The sequence below is a fragment of the Avibacterium sp. 21-586 genome, assembly GCF_026226775.1.
In the GTDB taxonomy this organism is placed as follows: Bacteria; Pseudomonadota; Gammaproteobacteria; order Enterobacterales; family Pasteurellaceae; genus Avibacterium.
The window spans coordinates 291,755-311,410 of sequence record NZ_JAKKOD010000001.1 but is presented as its reverse complement, the minus strand read 5'-3'; the positions used below and the strand labels follow the sequence as shown (position 1 = coordinate 311,410).

18 protein-coding genes are annotated in these 19,656 nt (G+C 41.3%); 15 read left to right on the top strand and 3 right to left on the bottom strand.

Annotated features, from left to right (window positions below; genetic code table 11):
* Positions 1–31 precede the first annotated feature (31 nt).
* Positions 32–1,939, bottom strand: coding sequence for an ATP-dependent zinc metalloprotease FtsH (gene ftsH, locus L5B71_RS01470; protein ID WP_265756549.1), 1,908 nt, complete (start codon positions 1,937–1,939; stop codon positions 32–34).
* A 92-nt stretch (positions 1,940–2,031) separates the two neighbouring features.
* The gene (gene rlmE / locus L5B71_RS01465) at positions 2,032–2,661 is read right to left on the bottom strand and encodes a 23S rRNA (uridine(2552)-2'-O)-methyltransferase RlmE (RefSeq protein ID WP_265756548.1); all 630 of its coding nucleotides are present in this window, start codon (positions 2,659–2,661) and stop codon (positions 2,032–2,034) included.
* Between the two features lie 319 nt (positions 2,662–2,980).
* Between rlmE and yhbY the strand changes: the two genes are divergently transcribed.
* Positions 2,981–3,277, top strand: a complete 297-nt coding sequence (gene yhbY / locus L5B71_RS01460; RefSeq protein WP_265756547.1) for a ribosome assembly RNA-binding protein YhbY — start codon at positions 2,981–2,983, stop codon at positions 3,275–3,277.
* A 92-nt stretch (positions 3,278–3,369) separates the two neighbouring features.
* Here yhbY and mdh read toward each other — a convergent pair whose 3' ends face one another.
* On the bottom strand, positions 3,370–4,302 hold the full coding sequence (gene mdh / locus L5B71_RS01455) for a malate dehydrogenase (protein ID WP_265756546.1): 933 nt from the start codon (positions 4,300–4,302) through the stop codon (positions 3,370–3,372).
* 217 nt (positions 4,303–4,519) lie between these two features.
* Between mdh and argR the strand changes: the two genes are divergently transcribed.
* The 14 genes from argR to L5B71_RS01385 all read left to right on the top strand — a co-directional run bounded on the left by argR (position 4,520) and on the right by L5B71_RS01385 (position 19,649).
* Positions 4,520–4,987 carry a transcriptional regulator ArgR gene (gene argR / locus L5B71_RS01450; RefSeq protein WP_265756545.1) on the top strand — a complete coding sequence of 156 codons (468 nt, stop codon included), beginning with the start codon at positions 4,520–4,522 and terminating at the stop codon, positions 4,985–4,987.
* A 2-nt stretch (positions 4,988–4,989) separates the two neighbouring features.
* On the top strand, positions 4,990–5,889 hold the full coding sequence (locus L5B71_RS01445) for a TIGR01777 family oxidoreductase (RefSeq protein WP_265756544.1): 900 nt from the start codon (positions 4,990–4,992) through the stop codon (positions 5,887–5,889).
* A 242-nt stretch (positions 5,890–6,131) separates the two neighbouring features.
* On the top strand, positions 6,132–6,713 hold the full coding sequence (gene rsxA / locus L5B71_RS01440; RefSeq protein ID WP_265756543.1) for an electron transport complex subunit RsxA: 582 nt from the start codon (positions 6,132–6,134) through the stop codon (positions 6,711–6,713).
* Position 6,714: 1 nt separating this feature from the next.
* The gene (rsxB, locus tag L5B71_RS01435) at positions 6,715–7,311 is read left to right on the top strand and encodes an electron transport complex subunit RsxB (RefSeq protein ID WP_265756542.1); all 597 of its coding nucleotides are present in this window, start codon (positions 6,715–6,717) and stop codon (positions 7,309–7,311) included.
* Positions 7,311–9,713 carry an electron transport complex subunit RsxC gene (rsxC, locus tag L5B71_RS01430; protein ID WP_265756541.1) on the top strand — a complete coding sequence of 801 codons (2,403 nt, stop codon included), beginning with the start codon at positions 7,311–7,313 and terminating at the stop codon, positions 9,711–9,713. Before rsxB ends, rsxC begins: the two co-directional genes overlap by 1 nt.
* Positions 9,714–9,722: 9 nt before the next feature.
* On the top strand, positions 9,723–10,796 hold the full coding sequence (rsxD, locus tag L5B71_RS01425; RefSeq protein WP_265756540.1) for an electron transport complex subunit RsxD: 1,074 nt from the start codon (positions 9,723–9,725) through the stop codon (positions 10,794–10,796).
* 3 nt (positions 10,797–10,799) lie between these two features.
* Positions 10,800–11,426 (top strand): electron transport complex subunit RsxG, encoded by a 627-nt coding sequence (rsxG, locus tag L5B71_RS01420; protein ID WP_265756538.1) that lies wholly within the window; start codon positions 10,800–10,802, stop codon positions 11,424–11,426.
* A complete protein-coding gene (locus L5B71_RS01415; RefSeq protein ID WP_265756537.1) occupies positions 11,426–12,166 on the top strand; it encodes an electron transport complex subunit E in 741 nt (246 codons plus the stop codon). Before rsxG ends, L5B71_RS01415 begins: the two co-directional genes overlap by 1 nt.
* A gap of 5 nt (positions 12,167–12,171) precedes the next feature.
* Entirely contained in the window at positions 12,172–12,807 is a 636-nt protein-coding gene (gene nth, locus L5B71_RS01410; RefSeq protein WP_265756536.1) for an endonuclease III, read from the top strand.
* An 8-nt stretch (positions 12,808–12,815) separates the two neighbouring features.
* Entirely contained in the window at positions 12,816–14,183 is a 1,368-nt protein-coding gene (locus L5B71_RS01405; RefSeq protein ID WP_265756535.1) for a sodium-dependent transporter, read from the top strand.
* Between the two features lie 133 nt (positions 14,184–14,316).
* On the top strand, positions 14,317–16,233 hold the full coding sequence (locus L5B71_RS01400; protein ID WP_265756534.1) for an FTR1 family iron permease: 1,917 nt from the start codon (positions 14,317–14,319) through the stop codon (positions 16,231–16,233).
* A 35-nt stretch (positions 16,234–16,268) separates the two neighbouring features.
* Positions 16,269–16,790 carry an iron transporter gene (locus L5B71_RS01395; protein ID WP_265756532.1) on the top strand — a complete coding sequence of 174 codons (522 nt, stop codon included), beginning with the start codon at positions 16,269–16,271 and terminating at the stop codon, positions 16,788–16,790.
* Between the two features lie 139 nt (positions 16,791–16,929).
* Positions 16,930–18,327, top strand: coding sequence for a Fe-S-containing protein (locus tag L5B71_RS01390; protein WP_265756531.1), 1,398 nt, complete (start codon positions 16,930–16,932; stop codon positions 18,325–18,327).
* Positions 18,327–19,649, top strand: coding sequence for an ABC transporter permease (locus L5B71_RS01385; protein WP_265756530.1), 1,323 nt, complete (start codon positions 18,327–18,329; stop codon positions 19,647–19,649). Before L5B71_RS01390 ends, L5B71_RS01385 begins: the two co-directional genes overlap by 1 nt.
* Positions 19,650–19,656 lie beyond the last annotated feature (7 nt).

The following is a 19,656-nucleotide window of genomic DNA, read 5'->3' as shown; positions in this document are numbered from 1 at the left end:
AAAAATCAGTCCTTTAACACTTATTAAATGATTAATTATGTTCAGATTTATCTGAATTTTCTACCGCACTTTGATTTTTTGTAGCGGCATCTTGTTCAGCAACTTTTTCTGAACTGGCTTTACCGCTGTCGTCCCAACCTGCTGGTGGAGTAACTGGCTCACGGTTCATCAGCTGTTTAATTTGCTCTTCTTCAATGGTTTCATATTTTACTAACGCATCTTTCATTGCGTGTAAAATATCCATATTATCAATTAATAGCTGTCTTGCACGTTCGTAGTTACGGGTAACAATTGCACGCACTTCTTCATCAATAACATGGGCTGTTTCATCTGACATATGTTTCGCTTTCGCCATTGAGCGTCCTAAGAACACCTCACCTTCATCTTCAGAATAAAGAATTGGCCCAAGTTTATCAGAGAAGCCCCATTGGGTAACCATATTGCGCGCAATATTTGTTGCGACTTTAATGTCATTTGATGCACCAGTAGAAATATTCTCTTCACCGTAAATCAAATCTTCCGCTAAACGACCTGCATAAAGGGTGGATAGTTTACTTTCTAATTGCTTTTGGCTAATGCTCACTTGATCCCCTTCTGGTAAAAAGAAGGTTACCCCTAAAGCACGGCCACGTGGGATAATGGTTACTTTATGCACCGGATCGTGTTCTGGCACTAAATAACCAACAATGGCATGCCCTGCTTCGTGATAAGCCGTAGATTCTTTTTGCTTATCGGTCATAATCATTGTGCGACGTTCAGGCCCCATATTGATTTTGTCTTTTGCTTTTTCAAACTCAAGCATTGAAACCAATGGCTTGTTCATTCGTGCAGCAAATAATGCGGCTTCATTCACAAGATTAGCCAAATCTGCACCTGAATAACCTGGTGTACCACGCGCAAGGGTCATCGCATTCACATCTGGTGCAACTGGCACTTTACGCATATGCACTTTTAAAATTTGTTCTCGTCCTAATACATCTGGCAAGCCAACCACCACTTGGCGGTCAAAACGCCCTGGACGAGTTAAAGCGGGATCAAGCACATCTGGACGGTTAGTCGCGGCGATCACAATCACCCCTTCATTGCCTTCAAAACCGTCCATTTCCACCAACATTTGGTTAAGGGTTTGCTCACGCTCATCGTGTCCACCACCAAGGCCTGCACCACGTTGGCGACCTACTGCGTCAATTTCATCAATAAAAATTAAGCAAGGTGCGTTTTTCTTCGCTTGTTCAAACATATCACGCACGCGAGAAGCGCCCACGCCGACAAACATTTCTACGAAGTCAGAGCCTGAAATAGTAAAAAATGGCACTTTCGCTTCACCTGCAATGGCTTTAGCCAATAAGGTTTTACCTGTTCCCGGTGGTCCAACCATTAAAATCCCTTTTGGAATTTTACCGCCCAATTTTTGAAATTTGCTTGGATCACGCAAGAAATCCACGATTTCACCCACTTCTTCTTTCGCTTCATCACAGCCTGCTACATCAGCAAAAGTGGTTTTAATTTGCTCTTTGGTGAGCATTTTGGCACGGCTTTTACCAAAGCTCATTGCCTTGCCTCCACCGCCTTGCATTTGACGCATAAAGAAGAACCATACGCCAATAAGTAATAGCATTGGGAACCAAGAAATGAGAATTTGCGATAAAATACCACGTCTTTCTGGCAACGTTCCTTCTACTTTTACCTTTTTATTTAATAAATCATTCAATAATTTATCATCATAAATTGGCATTACGGTTGAATATTTTGAACCATCAGATTTAGTAACTTGTAATTCGCTATCTTCAAATCGCACTTGGCGAACTTGATCATTACCCACATCTGTAATAAAGGTGGTGTAATCGGTAAGATTACCATTCGAACTACCGCTAAAGCCCTGATATGCAGACATCATAACTACTGCAATCACAATCCATAGGACTAAGTTTTTGACCATATCTTTCAAGGTTTGACCTCGTTTTTCTAAGTTAATAATTTGTTACAAGATTACTACATTCATTCCAAAATGAGAAGTTATTGAATCTATAGTTAATATTTGTAACCCGTTGCCACAATATACACCTCACGAGAACGCCCACGAGATGCTTCAGGTTTACGCACTTTAACAACACTAAACAGAGAACGAATTTCTCTTAAATATTCATCAAAGCCCTCACCTTGGAAAACTTTCACAACGAAACTGCCTTTGTGTGCCAACACTTGTTTACACATATCCAAAGCCAGTTCCACTAAATACATTGCACGAGGAATGTCCACTGATGGCATACCACTAAAATTTGGCGCCATATCCGACATTACCACATCAACTTTTGCCTCACCTACACGTTCAAGTAAGGCATTCAATACATTTTCTTCGCGAAAATCCCCTTGTAGGAAATCCACTCCCACAATAGGATCCATTTCTAAAATATCACAGGCGATAACACGCCCCTTGCCACCAATTTGGCTCACCACATATTGCGACCAGCCACCTGGTGCGGCACCAAGATCCACCACAGTCATACCCGCTTTGAATAACCGATCCGTCTGCTGAATTTCATCAAGCTTAAAATAAGCTCGCGAACGCAGTTTTTGTTTATGTGCTTTTTGTACGAATGGATCTTTAAAATGCTCATTCAACCAACGGGTTGAACTTGCTGAACGTTTTTTCTTTCCCATAATTCTTTAGTTATACATTTCTATCCCACTCTATATAAGGATAGTCTTGAGATATTTCAAGGTGCAAAGGATTTATTCCCAAAAATGGGGGGCATTATCCCAAAAAAACCGTCAGAAATACACTGATATTTGAATACTATCTATATAAGAATCTTGATAACTAAATTCAATTCTCACCGCATTATCCTATAATTGGAAATATCTCATCAGTAAATTTACTTTATTAAAACTTAATTTATGGGTAAAATCGGCTAGTTCAACAAGATTAAAACATTCTTAAAAAAAACTAACCGCACTTTTGACTTTAGGATAAAATTTAATGCAATTATCAACCAAACAAAAACAGTATTTAAAAGGCCTTGCACACCATTTAAACCCAGTGGTAATGCTAGGTGGAAATGGTTTAACGGAAGGTGTGATCGCTGAAATTGATCATTCACTCAATCACCACGAACTCATCAAGGTAAAAATTGCGGGGGCAGATCGCGAGACCAAGCAACTTATCATTGATGCAATTGTTCGAGAAACCCAAGCTACAACGGTCCAAACGATTGGACATATATTAGTGCTCTATCGTCCAAGTGAAGACGTGAAAATTATCCTACCTAAAAAATAAATCGATAAAAACAAGAAGATAAAATAAAAAATGAGGCATTTTATAACGCCTCATTTAATTTATCTTCTACCTTCGTTTGTAATAAAAATAAATTAGCTCACGAATTTTTCGCCAAGTTCAATATCTGCACGCAAGGTTGGTAGCATATCTTCTAAAGCTTTTTGCTCGAAAGCACTTAATTCACCAATTGGAAGAATTTCTTCTACCCCCTCTTTACCTAAACGAACAGGCTGTGCGAAGAAACGTGCGTATTTGCCATCACCCTCTACATAGCTACATTCTACCACAGTTTGACCACTCAAGCCTTTCACCAAAGAGCGAGCAAAACGTGCGGCAGCTTGTGCCATAGAAAGGGTTGCTGAACCGCCACCTGCTTTGGCTTCCACCACTTCGGTACCTGCATTTTGGATACGTTTGGTAAGCGGTGCGATTTCTTCCTCTTTCCACTGTGCGTACTGGACCTGAGATAATAATGGAAGAATGGTTACACCTGAATGCCCTCCAATCACAGGTACCGCTGTGCGAGAAACATCAAGTTCTTTTAACTCTGCCACAAAAGTTTCAGAGCGAAGCACATCAAGTGTCGTTACACCAAATAATTTACGTTTGTCATAGACACCAGCTTTTTTCAGCACTTCTGCAGCAATCGCAACCGTAGTGTTTACCGGATTGGTAATGATACCGATACAGGCTTTTGGACAAGCTTGCGCCACTTTTTCAACCAGATTACGCACAATACCTGCATTAATATTAAATAAATCAGAACGATCCATACCAGGTTTACGCGCCACACCAGCAGAAATTAAAACCACATTTGCACCTTGTAACGCAGGTGTTGGATCTTCACCCGAGAATCCCTGCACCTTAACTGCGGTTGGGATATGACTAACGTCCACCGCAACACCAGGAGTAACTGGGGCGATATCATAAAGAGATAATTCTGAACCAGCGGGTAGCTGTAACTTTAACAATAAGGCTAATGCTTGACCAATTCCACCTGCGGCACCTAACACTGCAACTTTCATTTAATACTCCTCATTCTAGATTAATGATTAAATTTGCTTTTATTCTAGAACTATCGCTATCCAAATTCAAATAGGGAAATACAATACTGAGATCTACATCAAACTTTTAAGCGGAATATTTTAAATATCCTAGCTTCATTTATTATTCCTACTTTAAAACTTGCCAAAAATACATTTTTATGCAAAATTTATCTCCAAATTTCAATAGAGAATGATTATGAGTGTAGATAAAACAGATAACCTTATCCTTGCCTTCAAAGACCTTTTGTCTCAAGAGCGTTTTGGCTCACAAAGTGAAATTGTTACCGCTTTGCAAAAACTTGGCTTTAATAATATTAATCAATCTAAAGTCTCTCGTATGCTAACTAAATTCGGTGCAGTACGTACACGCAATAGCCGAATGGAAATGGTTTACTGTCTACCAACAGAATTAATCGTGCCAACATCAAGTAGTCCATTAAAAAACCTAGTATTAGATATTGATCATAATGATTTTGTTATCGTTGTTAAAACAAGTCCCGGTGCTGCCCAGCTTATTGCTCGCTTATTAGACTCAGTAGGAAAAGTTGACGGTATTTTAGGTACAATTGCAGGAGATGATACAATTTTTATCACCCCAACTTCAGGAATATCCATTCTAGACTTAATGCAACGTGTACAAGAACTTTTTAATAGTAGATTATAATTATGTATATTTTACTTACAGGCGGTACTGGACTGATAGGTTCAGCCTTACTACCTCAGCTTCTGGCCAAACAGCATAAAATTTGCCTTCTCACCCGCCACATAAAAATGGATCGCTTTCCATATTATATGGGAAAAAATGTACATCAAATCAAAAGCTTAAGTGAACTTCAAGATCTCAATAGGTTTGATGCCGTGATTAATTTAGCCGGCGAACCCATTTTCGAGCGTCGATGGACAGACAAACAAAAAACCAAACTTTTTGCAAGCCGAGTAAATTTAACGCAAAATTTGACCGCACTTATTAATCAAAGTGATAACCCACCACACACCTTTATATCAGGCTCTGCCACCGGTTTCTATGGTGATCATCAAGATCATTGGATTGATGAAACAACCTCTGCTGGCGCAGAATTTCCCGCTCAACTTTGCCAACACTGGGAAGCGGCGGCAATGCAAGCCAATACTCGCGTTTGCTTATTGCGCACCGCAATGGTACTCAGCCCAAAGGGTGGTGCATTAAGTAAAATGTTGCCTTTATATCGTTTAGGATTAGGCGGAAAACTCGGCAGTGGTAAACAATATTGGGCTTGGATTAGCTTGCAAGATATGATCGCTGGGATTGTATTTTTATTAGAAAACCCACAATGCAAAGGTGCGTTCAATCTTGCTGCCCCACACCCCATCACCAATCAAAATTTCAACCAGCAGTTAGGCGATTTCCTTAAACGTCCCCATTTCGCCAATGTGCCTGCATTTTTATTACGTTGGGTTTTAGGTGATCGCTCACAATTATTATTAGACAGCCAACGCATTAAGCCCAAGCGCCTAATTGAAGCAGGGTTTGAATTTCAAGTGGAAAGTTTTTCAGCATTTTTAGATAATTTAGGAACAAAGACATAGATTATTCCTATCAAAACAAAAGTGCGGTCTAAATTTACATTGTTTTTAAATTTTTATGATATGAATAGCTCTAGTATCCCCCTGAGCATTATCAACATTTTAATGATACAAAACTACCTAAAATTTTCTATTGTTATCCCTGCCGGAAACTAGGATAATAGCAAGCTAGATTTTTTCTGACAACTTGGCTTTCAAGCATATAAAAATCATAACCAAGTAATGAAAGCAAGGGTAATAAACCAATGACTGACTATATTTTATTAATTATTAGTACCGCACTTATCAATAACTTTGTCCTAGTGAAATTCCTAGGGCTTTGTCCTTTTATGGGAGTATCGAAAAAAATCGAAACCGCCATTGGAATGGGGCTTGCTACAATGTTTGTACTAACCGTTGCTTCCCTTTGCTCTTACTTGATCGATCGCTACTTACTCACACCATTTAATGGCAATTTTTTACGCACCTTAGTGTTTATTTTAGTGATCGCGGTAGTGGTACAATTTACCGAAATGGTGATTCATAAAACCAGCCCAACTCTTTATCGTTTGCTCGGTGTATTTTTACCACTGATTACCACCAACTGTGCGGTGTTAGGCGTGGCGTTATTAAATGTTAATTTAGCCCATAATTTAACCCAATCTGTAGTTTACGGTTTTGGTGCATCACTTGGTTTTTCCCTTGTTTTAGTGCTATTTGCCGCCTTGCGTGAGCGCCTTACCGCCGCCGATGTGCCAATGCCTTTCCGCGGTGCATCTATCGCCTTAATCACCGCAGGATTAATGTCCCTTGCCTTTATGGGCTTTGCTGGCATAGTGAGAGGATAAAATGACAACCTTACATTATGTTCTTCTCGCTATCAGCGTACTTGCTTTAATTTTTGGTGCGATTTTAGGTTTAGCTTCCATCAAATTAAAAGTGCAAGCTGATCCTATCGTAGAGAAAATTGATGCTCTACTACCACAAAGCCAATGTGGACAATGTGGCTACCCTGGTTGCAAGCCTTATGCTGAAGCCATTGCGCAAGGCGATGTGATTACCAAATGCGTTCCCGGCGGCCAGCCATTAGTGGTGAAAATTGCTGATTTATTAGGTGTGGAGGTGCCGGCAACGGATTTTGATGAAGAAGATAACACGCCAAAAGTGGCATTTATCCACGAAGATATGTGTATTGGTTGCACAAAATGTATTCAGGCCTGCCCTGTTGACGCTATCATTGGCACAAATAAAGCAATGCACACGGTAATTCCTGATCTTTGCACTGGCTGCGAACTCTGCGTTGCCCCTTGCCCGACAGATTGCATTTCAATGATAAAAATAGAACAAGACATTGATCATTGGGATTGGAAATTCGATCCCAGCTTAACCATTCCCGTGGTAGAGATTACGGCAAGTAGCACAAATAATCAGGGAGCGGAAAAATAATGGCTGATGTATTAACCAATTTTAATTCCGGTAAATTATGGGATTTCTCTGGTGGAATTCATCCGCCCGAAATGAAATCTCAATCAAATCATACACCTATTCGCCCAGCGGATCTGGTGGAAACCTACTATGTTCCGGTTAAACAGCACGCTGGCAATGCCGGAAATCTGTTAGTGAACGTTGGGGATAAAGTGTTAAAAGGTCAGCCATTAACACTGGGGGAAGGCTTACGCTGTCTGCCTGTCCACGCCCCAACTTCAGGCATTATTACTGCTATTGCGCCTTATATTGCAGCACACCCTTCTGGTTTACCTGAACTGACCATTCAAATTCAGGCAGACGGTAAAGATGAATGGCGTAAACAGCACCCGATTGAAAATTTCCTTAGCCAAACGCCAAAACAGCTTATCGAAAAAATTTATCACGCCGGTATTGCAGGTTTAGGCGGTGCGGTATTCCCAACGGCGGCAAAAATTCAATCGGCAGAAAATAAAGTAAAACTGCTGATTATCAATGGTGCAGAATGTGAACCTTACATCACCTGTGATGATCGCTTAATGCAAGATCGTCCGAAAGAGATCATCGAAGGAACGCGCATCTTACGCTATATTTTACGCCCTGAAAAAGTGGTTATTGCCATTGAGGACAACAAACCCAAGGCAGTGAAAGCCCTTAAACACGCTTTAAAAGGGGCAAATGACATTGAAATTCGTGTGATTCCCACCAAATATCCTTCAGGTGCGGCAAAACAGCTTATCCAAGTGCTAACAGGCATTGAAGTGCCAAGCGGTCAGCGTTCTTCTAGCATTGGCGTGCTAATGCACAATGTCGGCACGGCGTTTGCGATCAAACGAGCGGTGATCAATGACGAACCATTAATTGAACGCGTAGTCACGCTAACAGGCGATAAAATCGCACATAAAGGCAATCTTTTGGTTCGCTTAGGCACGCCGATTTCCGCTCTGTTGCAACAAGTGGGCTATCAATATGATGCGCGTTTCCCAGTGTTTATGGGGGGCCCAATGATGGGCTTTATTTTGCCCAATCTCAACGCGCCTGTCACCAAAGTTACTAACTGTTTGCTTGCACCTGATCATTTTGAATATGCCGAACCCGAGCCAGAGCAAGCCTGTATCCGCTGCTCTGCTTGCTCAGACGCTTGTCCCGTGCATTTAATGCCGCAGCAGCTATATTGGTTCGCGCGCAGTGAAGATCACCAAAAATCGGAACAATACGCTCTACAAGACTGTATTGAATGTGGCTTATGCGCTTATGTTTGCCCAAGCCACATTCCGCTTATTCAATATTTCCGTCAAGAAAAAGCGAAAATTTGGGAAATCAAAGAGCAAGCACAAAAATCCCACGAGGCGAAATTACGTTTTGAAGCGCGCCAAGCTCGTTTAGAAAAAGAAGAACAAGCCCGTAAAGCGCGTACCCAACGTGCCGCTGAAGCACGCCGTGAAGAAATCGCTAAACAGAAAGGGGTTGATCCTGTTCAAGCCGCATTAGAACGTTTAAAAGCGAAAAAACAAAGCGACAGTGAAAGCCCAAATGTGAAAACCTTCGTGGACGAAAAAGGCCAGCTGCAACCGGATAATTCCGATATTATGGCGCAACGCAAAGCGCGCCGCTTAGCTCGCCAACAAGCTGAACAAGAAAATGCAGCGTCTGCACAATCACAAGAAAACTCAGCTCAAAATACTGAGGAAAATCGCACCGCACTTGATGCCAATCCAGATCCTAAAAAAGCGGCGATCGCTGCAGCACTTGCACGAGCAAAAGCGAAAAAGCAAGCTCAGAACGACACGGTTCAATCTGCAAGTTCAACGGAGAAACGTGTGGAAAATCAGGGGATAGCCGAACAAGCGGAAACCCAAAGCGCGGTTGAAAAAACAAAAGAAAAAACGCAAGAAAATTCCACCACTCTTGATCCGAAAAAAGCGGCTATTGCTGCCGCCATTGCTCGAGCAAAAGCGAAAAAGCAAGCTCAGAACAGCACGGTTCAATCTGCAAGCTCAACAGCGAAAAGTATTGAAAATCAAGGTTTAGCCGAACAAACGCAAAACCAAAGTACGGCTGAAAAAACAAAAGAAAAAACGCAAGAAAATTCTACCGCTCTTGATCCGAAAAAAGCGGCGATCGCTGCCGCCATTGCTCGAGCAAAAGCCAAAAAGCAAGCTCAGAACGACACGGTTCAATCTGCAAGCTCAACAGCGAAAAGTATTGAAAATCAAGGTTTAGCCGAACAAGCAGAAACCCAAAGTGCGGTTGAAAAAACAAAAGAAAAAACGCAAGAAAATTCTACTGCTCTTGATCCCAAAAAAGTGGCCATTGCTGCGGCGATTGCACGCGCAAAAGCGAAGAAACAAGCAAAAGAAAGTCGATCCAACGAAAAAGAATAAGGTTTAGCAATGTTTAAAATGATGAGTTCGCCACACACCCACTCGGGCAAATTAACTGCTCGTATTATGTTGTGGGTTGCGTTGGCTATGTTGCCTGCATTGGGCGCACAAGTTTATTATTTTGGTTTTGGTGTGTTAATTCAAAGCCTGATCGCCATTACCCTTGCGTTACTATTGGAATTTATCGTTACGCGCTTACGCAAAAAGCCAAACCTGTTTTATATCAGTGATTTCAGCGTGGTGCTAACGGCATTAATGCTTGCGATGGCCATTCCACCTTACACACCTTATTGGGTGATTTTAATCGGGACATTCTGTGCGGTCATTTTAGGCAAGCATGTTTACGGCGGCTTGGGGCAAAATCTGTTTAATCCTGCAATGGTGGGCTATGTGGTGTTGCTCATTTCTTTCCCTGTGCAAATGACGGCTTGGTTGCCGCCTGTGGCGTTATTAAATGAACCACCTAGCCTGCAAGATGCTTATCAGCTGATTTTCCACGGCATTACTACAGATGGCTTCAGCCTGCATCAATTAGCTAGCTCGATTGATGGCATTACCCAAGCCACGCCATTGGATTCGGTCAAAACCGCAAGCAAAATTAATATGGCGATAAGCGAAATTAATCAATCTCCGATTTTTGTGAAAGTAATGCCTTTTGAAAGTAAACTTAATCTTGGTTTAGGTTGGGCGCAAATCAATCTTTGCTTTTTACTCGGTGGCATTTTCCTGATTTGGAAGAAAATTATTCATTGGCAAATTCCTACTGCCTTTTTAGGTACAATGTTACTAGTAAGCGGTATTCACTGGCTCACCTCATCTTATGCGCCAAATCCTTTATGGCATTGGTTTAGTGGGGCAACAATGTTCGGCGCATTTTTTATTGCAACCGACCCTGTCACCTCTTCAATCACACCAAAAGGCAAACTGATTTTTGGCGCGATTGTGGGCTTGCTTGTGTGCCTAATTCGCTTTAATGGCAACTACCCTGATGGCGTGGCATTTGCTGTATTACTGGCAAATATTTGTGTGCCACTGATTGATCACTACTCTCGCCCGCGCGTGGCTGGATACAAAAGGAAATAAGCAATGCAAACGGTAAAAATTAGCACCCGCTATGGTGTGATCTTGGGCATTATTGCATTAATCTGCACCGCACTTTCTACCGCCGTGTATTTCTTAACGAAAGCACCTATTGAGCAAGCGATCACCAAGCAACAAGCTGAATTGCTTGCACAAATTATTCCACCACAAAGCTACGATAATGATTTGCTCGCCAGTTGCTCTCAGCCTAATTTTGCAAAAGCCAAAACTTTACGCATTGAGAAAATTTGTATCGCAGAGAAAAATCATCAGCCTGTAGCTTATGCTTATGAAACCATTGCGCCAGACGGCTATTCAGGCAATATTCGCTTTCTGGTGGGAATTACACCGCAAGGCGAAGTACTAGGTTTGCGAGTGCTTGAACACAAAGAAACCCCTGGCTTAGGCGATAAAATTGAACTGCGTATTTCTGATTGGGTGCTGGGCTTTGCTCAACAAAAAATCAGTGCGGATAATCTCAATGATTGGGCGGTAAAAAAAGACGGCGGTAAATTCGATCAATTTACTGGTGCAACCATTACGCCGCGCGCCATCGTCAATCAGACCAAGCGTTCAGCCTTGCCGTTATTGCAACAAATGAAGAGTAACGCGGTGAAACAGGAGCAAAACTAATGCAAACAAATCACGAAAAAAACCACCGCACTTTAGACGATACATTAGAAAATGAAATAGATTTGGCTTCCGTTGAGCCACAACAAAATGTGTCGAATGGGCTAAAAAGCCAATGGAGCGAATTATTTGAGCAAGGTTTTTGGCATAACAACCCTGCGCTCGTGCAACTGCTGGGGCTTTGTCCGCTGCTTGCGGTGTCTAGCTCAGCAACCAACGCCCTTGGTTTAGGCATTGCCACCATTGCGGTGTTAATTTGTACCAATGTGGTGGTTTCGCTGTTCCGTAAGCATATTCCGCACGCTATTCGCATTCCTATTTATGTGATGATTATCGCCACCACAGTAACCATTGTGCAACTGATTATGAATGCCTACACTTATACGCTTTATCAATCATTAGGGATCTTCATTCCTTTGATTGTAACAAACTGTATTGTCATTGGCCGTGCGGAAGCCTTTGCGTCAAAAAATGGCGTGTTACTTTCACTCTTTGACGGCTTTGCGATGGGCGTGGGTATGGCATTCAGCTTGTTTGTACTAGGCGCAATTCGTGAGATATTAGGCACGGGCAAACTATTTATGGGAATGGAAAACCTGCTCGGCAACTGGGCAACGGCGTTACATTTAAACCTTTTTGAGCTAAACAATAGCTTTTTGCTCGCTATTCTTCCCCCTGGGGCATTTCTTGGTTTAGGGCTGATTTTGGCGATGAAAAACTTTATCGATAATAAAAAACAATAAACACAATGAATAAACAAAAACGCATTGAAATTTTAACTCGATTGCGGGATCAAAATCCCAACCCCACAACGGAATTAAATTATAATTCGCCCTTTGAATTATTGATTGCGGTGATTTTGTCTGCGCAAGCCACGGATAAAGGGGTGAATAAAGCCACGGCTAAACTCTTCCCGGTGGCGAACACCCCACAAGCGATTTTAGATCTTGGGTTAGAGGGCTTAAAGAGCTATATTAAAACCATTGGGCTATTTAATAGCAAAGCCGAAAATATTATTAAAACCTGCCGTGATCTACTTGAAAAACACAATGGTGAAATTCCCCAAACCCGTGAAGAACTTGAAGCCTTAGCAGGGGTTGGACGCAAAACCGCGAATGTGGTGTTAAATACGGCATTTGGTCAGCCTACCATTGCGGTGGATACGCATATTTTCCGCGTCTGCAATCGTACCAACTTTGCCCCCGGTAAAACCGTGTTGCAAGTCGAAGAAAAATTACTCAAGGTTGTACCGGCTGAATTTAAAGTGGATGTGCATCATTGGCTCATTTTGCACGGGCGTTACACCTGCATTGCGCGCAAACCACGTTGCGGTTCTTGTATTATTGAAGATCTTTGTGAATATAAAGAAAAAACTGAAAATTAAGGTAGTTTATGACAACAAAAAAATCTGAACGACAAACTTGGTCAAGTCGATTAACCTATATTATGACTGTCGCTGGTGCAACCGTAGGGTTTGGTGCAACGTGGCGCTTCCCTTATTTGGTAGGCGAAAACGGTGGCGGCGCATACGTTTTATTATTCTGCATCGCAATGATCGTGATTGGCATTCCGATGATCTTGGTAGAAAACGTGATTGGTCGCCGTTTACGTGTGAATTCTATCGATGCCTTTGAAGATAAACTCACCGCCAACCCCCATTCAAAATATTGGAAACTCATTGGCTATATGGGCTTGCTCGGTGCGTTCGGCATAATGGCTTATTATATGGTACTTGGTGGCTGGGTGATGAATTATATCATCAGCCTGATTTCTGGTAGCCTAGATATTTCTAGCACCATCAGCAAAGACTATGCCAAAACCTTCTATGAACAAAGCATTAGTAATAGTCCGCTCCAGATCGCCCTTTACACCTTTATCTTTGTGGCGATCAACTATGTTATTTTAGCCAAAGGGATTATCGGCGGTATTGAGCGTTCGGTGAAATATTTAATGCCATTGCTCTTTATCTTCCTTATTGGAATGGTGATCCGCAACATCACCTTACCTGGTGCGGCCGAAGGAATTATTTATTATCTCAAACCTGATTTTTCTAAAATTACACCGCAGTTATTTATTATGGTGCTGGGTCAAGTTTTCTTTGCCCTGAGTTTAGGTTTTGGCGTGCTAATCACCCTTTCAAGCTATCTGAGCAAGGAAGAAAACTTAGTGCAAACCGCCGTAATCACTGGCTTTACCAATACTATTATTGCGGTTTTAGCTGGCTTTATGATTTTTCCGTCTTTATTCAGCTTTGGTATTGCACCTAATGCGGGTCCAACACTGGTGTTCCAAAGTTTGCCAATTGTATTCTCGCATATGTGGGCAGGACGAATTTTCGCCATCATCTTCTTTAGTTTATTGCTGATTGCGGCGCTCACTACTTCCATCACCATTTATGAAGTCATTATCACCGCACTTCAAGAAAAACTCAGAATGCGCCGTGGAAAAGCCATTGCCTTAACCCTTGGTGGTATTTTCTTGCTCGGTAATATTCCATCTATTTTGAGCGATAACTTACTGCAAGATTACACTTTCTTCGGCAAAAGCATTTTCGATGCCTTTGATTATGTGAGTGGAAATATTCTCTTTTTACTCACCGCACTTGGCTGCGCCATTTTCGTGGGGTTTGTGCTAAAAGACGAAGCGAAAAAAGAGCTTTCGGATAAACCAAATTCCACCCTCACAAAAATTTGGTTTAACTATGTAAAATATGTGGTGCCATTTATTATCTTAGTGATTTTTGTCAGTAATTTGATCTAACTCATAATTAGGTATGGAATATCAATTTCATACCTTTTTTATTACCATTTTTTAATAAATTTTCTTGATTAATCATTAAATAAGCGCATAATACACAAATAAGAATAACTTTTATTTAGATTACGAATTAATTATGTTGCTATTTTTCCAGCGAATTTTACGTCATCTTTCTCTTTTTGCTTTTTTGCTACTAATTAGTGTGCCTTCTCAGGCATCTAATTATCAACAATGGATCAACGATATCGAAACCCGTCTTGATCAAACCGCTAAATTTTATCAAGAAAAACAAATTGATAATGCCCGCACTGAAGTGCAAATGGCATATTTTGAAGTGTTTGAAAACTTGGAAGGACCAATCCGCATTAACTTTTCCGCACAGAAAAGCTATCAAATGGAAGCTATGTTTGGCGAAATCCGTAAAATGATCGGCGAAGGCAAATCTTTAGCAGATGTACAGAACAAAATTAATCAACTCAAGCAAGATCTGCAATTAGTATTACCGGTTTTAGAACAAGGTCATCAGCTCAATGCGTCCAATCAGCACGATGTCTATCAACACGCTGAAATTGATCCTTACTGGCAACAAAGTTTTAGAACCATTGATGATCTACTTGCACAAGCAATCAGCACTTACCAAAAAGGCGATTTTGCGCAAGCAAAAAAACTTGTTCAGCAAGCACAATATGATGGCTATAAGAACAGCGAAATGGAAATGTCCATTCGCAAAAACCGTTCGTCCGCCATTTCTGCCAGTATTAATCAGCAATTTTATGATCTTATCAAATTAAGTGAACAACCAGAGCAAATTAATGCTCTGGGTTATCAAATTACTACCTTATTGCAAGATATTGAAGAACAACTTCCTCAACTACCAACAACGAAAACAGCTCAAATAACCAACCAAAGTGCGGTGCAAAATTCGCAAGATTTTGCCGACAACCAAAATTGGGCAGATGTAGCAAGCCAAGTAAATCAAGGTATTACCAATGCTATTGCGCTTTTTGAAAAAGGTGAAAATAAAAAAGCAATGCTTGCGGTACAAAATACCTATTTCGATATTTTTGAAAATAGTGGAATGGAAAACAAAATCGGTTCGCGTGATAGTAATTTCAAAACGGAAATTGAAGGCTATTTCACCCGCTTAGTGAGCCTGATGAAAGCCAATCAGCCTGCAGAACAACTTCACCAACAAGCGCAAGGCTTAGCACAAAACCTGAATAAAGCGGTGGAAATGTTACAAGGCAATCAGCAAAGTGATTGGGCGATGTTTCTTTATAGCTTCCTAATTATGGTGCGTGAAGGTTTAGAAGCATTATTAATTGTCGCAGCAATAGTCGCTTACTTAGTGAAAAATAATCATCAAGATAAATTGCCGGTAATTAAACAATCGGTCTATGTGGCGTTGATCGCCAGTGTCATTACTGCAGCCATTTTCCAACTGGTATTCTCTAATTCAGGGGCAAGCCGCGAACTGCTCGAAGGGTTCACGATGATGATTGCCGTGGTAATGCTCTTTATGATGAGCTATTGGCTACTTTCCAAAGTGGAAGCACAAAACTGGAAACGCTATTTAGAAGGCAAACTTTCCGCCGCGCTCACTACTGGCTCGCTCATTGGTTTATGGATCACCAGTTTCCTTGCGGTGTACCGCGAAGGCGCAGAAACTGTGTTGTTCTATTATGCACTAGTTGGTGATGCCACCAATGCGATGAGCTATGTGTATTTATTTGCAGGCATTGTGGCAGGCGTTTTGGTGCTTGCTATTTGTTATGTGATTATGCGTTATTCTGTCGTAAAATTACCTCTGAAACCTTTCTTTATGTTTACCGGTTCTTTTATGTATTTAATGGCATTTATTTTCGCAGGAAAATCGGTGCTAGAACTGATTGAAGGAAAACTGTTTGAGCCAACGCTAATTGCCAATGTGCCAGAAATTTCGTGGCTCGGCATTTATCCTTACATTGAAACCCTAACGCCTCAGGCTATTTTACTTATCGCAGCCGTTTTCGCTTTGTTTTATATGAAACACCAAAGCAAAAAACAGGCTTAATGTTAATTTTTTAACCTTTATAAATAGGAGTTCCTATGAAAAAAACATTCGTTGCAGCAACTTTATTAGCGGGAATTTTAACCGCGCCTTCAGCCCTTGCCTTCAAAGAATACCCAATTGGTGAAGCGGTAACAATGAATGGTATGGAAATTGCTGCCGTTTATTTACAACCTATTGATATGGAACCGCGTGGAATGGGATTATCCGCAAAAGATTCTGACGTTCATCTTGAAGCAGATATTCACGCAACCAAAGGTAATGATAACGGTTTTGGTGAAGGTGAATGGATGCCATATTTGACCATTGCTTATACCTTGGTAAACACCGACACTGGTGAAAAACAAGAAGGCTCATTTATGCCAATGGTAGCAGGTGATGGCCCTCACTATGGCGCAAATGTGAAGATGATGGGTGTAGGTAACTACAAAGTTACTTATCACATTGATCCACCATCAAAAGCAGGGATGCATCGCCATACAGATAGCGAAACAGGCGTTGGTCGCTGGTGGAAACCATTTGATGTCAGTTATGAATTCAAATTTACTGGGTTGAAATAACCTGACCAATTTCACCCAACAGGATTAAATTAGCCTAGCACTTTAGTGCTAGGTTTCATTGTTATAAAAACTAACATTTTTCTAATTAGTTTGCTAACAGACTAATTAGAAAAAGCTAACGCATTGATTAAATATTCTTATGAACTACTACTTCGTTTTTTTTCTTCAATCTGTCTTGCCGATTGCTTTGCTATTGGGTGTGAATTGGCTGAAATATGATAATCTTCATTTAAAACGCATCCTTTGGCTTTCCCTGCTAGGGCTGGGTTGTGGATCTGTAGGTTATTTGCAGCTACCTGCTTATCAACCAGTAAAACTGGGGCTAAGTATTTTCTTAATAGTGCTTTTCGTGCTGTTTTATCTCTCCCACTTTTTCCGTACAATAAAATTGGCTTATGTTTGGCAATTTATGCTTTGCCTTGCTGCTGGTGCGATGTGGGCTAGAGATCCCAATATTTCCGCCATTACCAACACAGACGTAATTAATACGGATTTTATCTTGCACCTAAGTGCGGTGATTTTTGCCCTAATTTTTTGCTTTTTATTTTCATCTTGGCTTTATCTTTTATTGAAACAAACAAAGACAGTGAAAAAATACACCTCACTTCCCTTTTTACTGATTTCACTGACGACTCTATTTTTACTCTTGCCTTTAATCGGTGAAGTATTGCTTGGCTTAATGAAATTACAAGTAATTGATCTCACCAAAGTGCGGTTAAGTTTTGTGGCAAAATCAAGCAATTTAATCAACTATACTAATTATTTTATTGCCACACTTACAGCATTAAATCTGATTTTATTTGCGGTAAAAATACACTCAGATAATAAAGTTGTAGTAAAAAATACGGTTCAACCTATTGAAAAACGTAAAAAATTAGCCATATTACAAACTAGCCAACGTACGCTTTTATGGGGAAGCATCGCCTTATTGACCATTGTTTCTGCGCAACTTTATTGGGATCAAATTGCTTCTCGCCCACCGCAACTTTCTGAAGCCAAAGCTGTCACGCTCGATAAACAAAACACCATTCACATTCCTATTGAAGAAGTGAAAGACGGCAAACTACACCGTTTTGTGTGGATTGCCAGTGATGGCAAAGCCGTACGTTTTTTCCTTATCAACCGCTCAAGCAAAAATCTCAGCTTAGCCGCAGTGTTTGACGCTTGTATTTTATGTGGCGATCAAGGCTATGTAATGGAAGGGGATCAAGTGGTTTGTGTGGGCTGTGGTGTGAGAATGTTTATTCCGTCTATTGGTAAACCAGGTGGTTGTAACCCTGTGCCGATTGAGGATTGGCAACAAACGGATAGCGAAGTGATCATCAGTAAAAAAAGCCTTGAAGACGGCTTAAACTATTTTTCCACCATTGTGGAGTTAACGGTGAAAGATCCTGTAGACGGCACTACATTAAAAAATACCACAGCGGAGCATAAATATAATTATGCTGGCAAAACCTATTTCTTTGCCAACGAACAAAATCTCAATGCCTTCCGCGATCACCCTGAAAATTATGTGGCGAAAGAGGAAAATCCCTAATGCTAAGTCGAATGTTATTGCAATCTTGGCGACACGGTTTAAAACGCAAATTGCTCGCCATTATGACCATTTTTCTCGCCGCAGGACTGGTTTCTGCCCTGCTCGCAGTGTCCATTGATATTGGCGATAAAATGGCGCGAGAGTTAAAATCTTATGGCGCAAATATTTTGATCGAACCTGCCAGCAGTGCGGTACTTTCCGCAGAAAGTAACGGTGGGAATAGCCTTTCCACGCAAGATTTTTTAGATGAAAAAGAATTACCTAATGTGAAAGATATTTTCTGGCGTAATAACATTGTTGGCTTTGCGCCCTTGCTTAGTGCGGAAGTGGAAGGAAAAAACCTAACGCAAAATAATACGCATAATATCGGCATTTTAGGCACGTTTTTCGATCATCAAATAGCCATTCCTGATGAAGATGATTACCACACGGGGCAACGCATTATTAGCCCTTATTGGAAAGTGCAAGGGCAATGGGTGAACGATAGCCAGAAAAATTTTGACGAAAATATTCCCGCACTTTTGGGCAATCAATTAGCCAATAGCACGCAGTGGGAAATCGGTGACCAAATTCAACTGAATTATCACGAAGGCGAAACGAAACGCCACCTTAATATTCATATTGTAGGGATTTTAAGCACTGGTGGCGCAGAAGAACAGCAGATCGTGCTACCCTTAAGTGCGGTCCAAAATTTGTTAAATTTATCTGGCAAAGTACAAGCAATCAAGGTTTCGGCGCTAACCGTGCCAGAAAATAAACTTTCTCGCAAAGCCAGAGATAACCCCGATGCCTTAGCCGCCGAAGAATATGATCGCTGGTACTGTACCGCTTATGTGTCTTCGATTTCTCATCAGTTAGAAGAAGCCATTTCAGGGGCCGTCGTTCGCCCAATTTGGCAAGTTGCCGCCTCTGAAGGAGTGGTAATTGAAAAAATTCAGCTCTTGCTCGCGGTGGTAACCGTTGCTGCGTTAGTCGCAGCAGCAATGGGGATTGCTTCACTGATGACCACCACTATTATCGAACGCAGTAAAGAAATTGGCTTGATGAAAGCCCTTGGCGCTTACCAATGGCAAATTGTCTTGCTGTTTTATTGCGAAGCCATTATCAGCGCCCTACTCGGTGGTGCGCTTGGTTGCGTAGCAGGTTGGGGACTAGCCAAATTTATCGGCATTACCCTATTCGGCTCGCCTTTAGATTTCGCTTTGATCGTAGTGCCTTGCGTATTGGTGCTGTCAATGATCATTGCGTTAATCGGCACTTGGTTTCCAGCCCATCGTATTGCCCAGCTCTATCCTGTGGAGGTGTTGTATGGCCGCCAATAATGCTCAT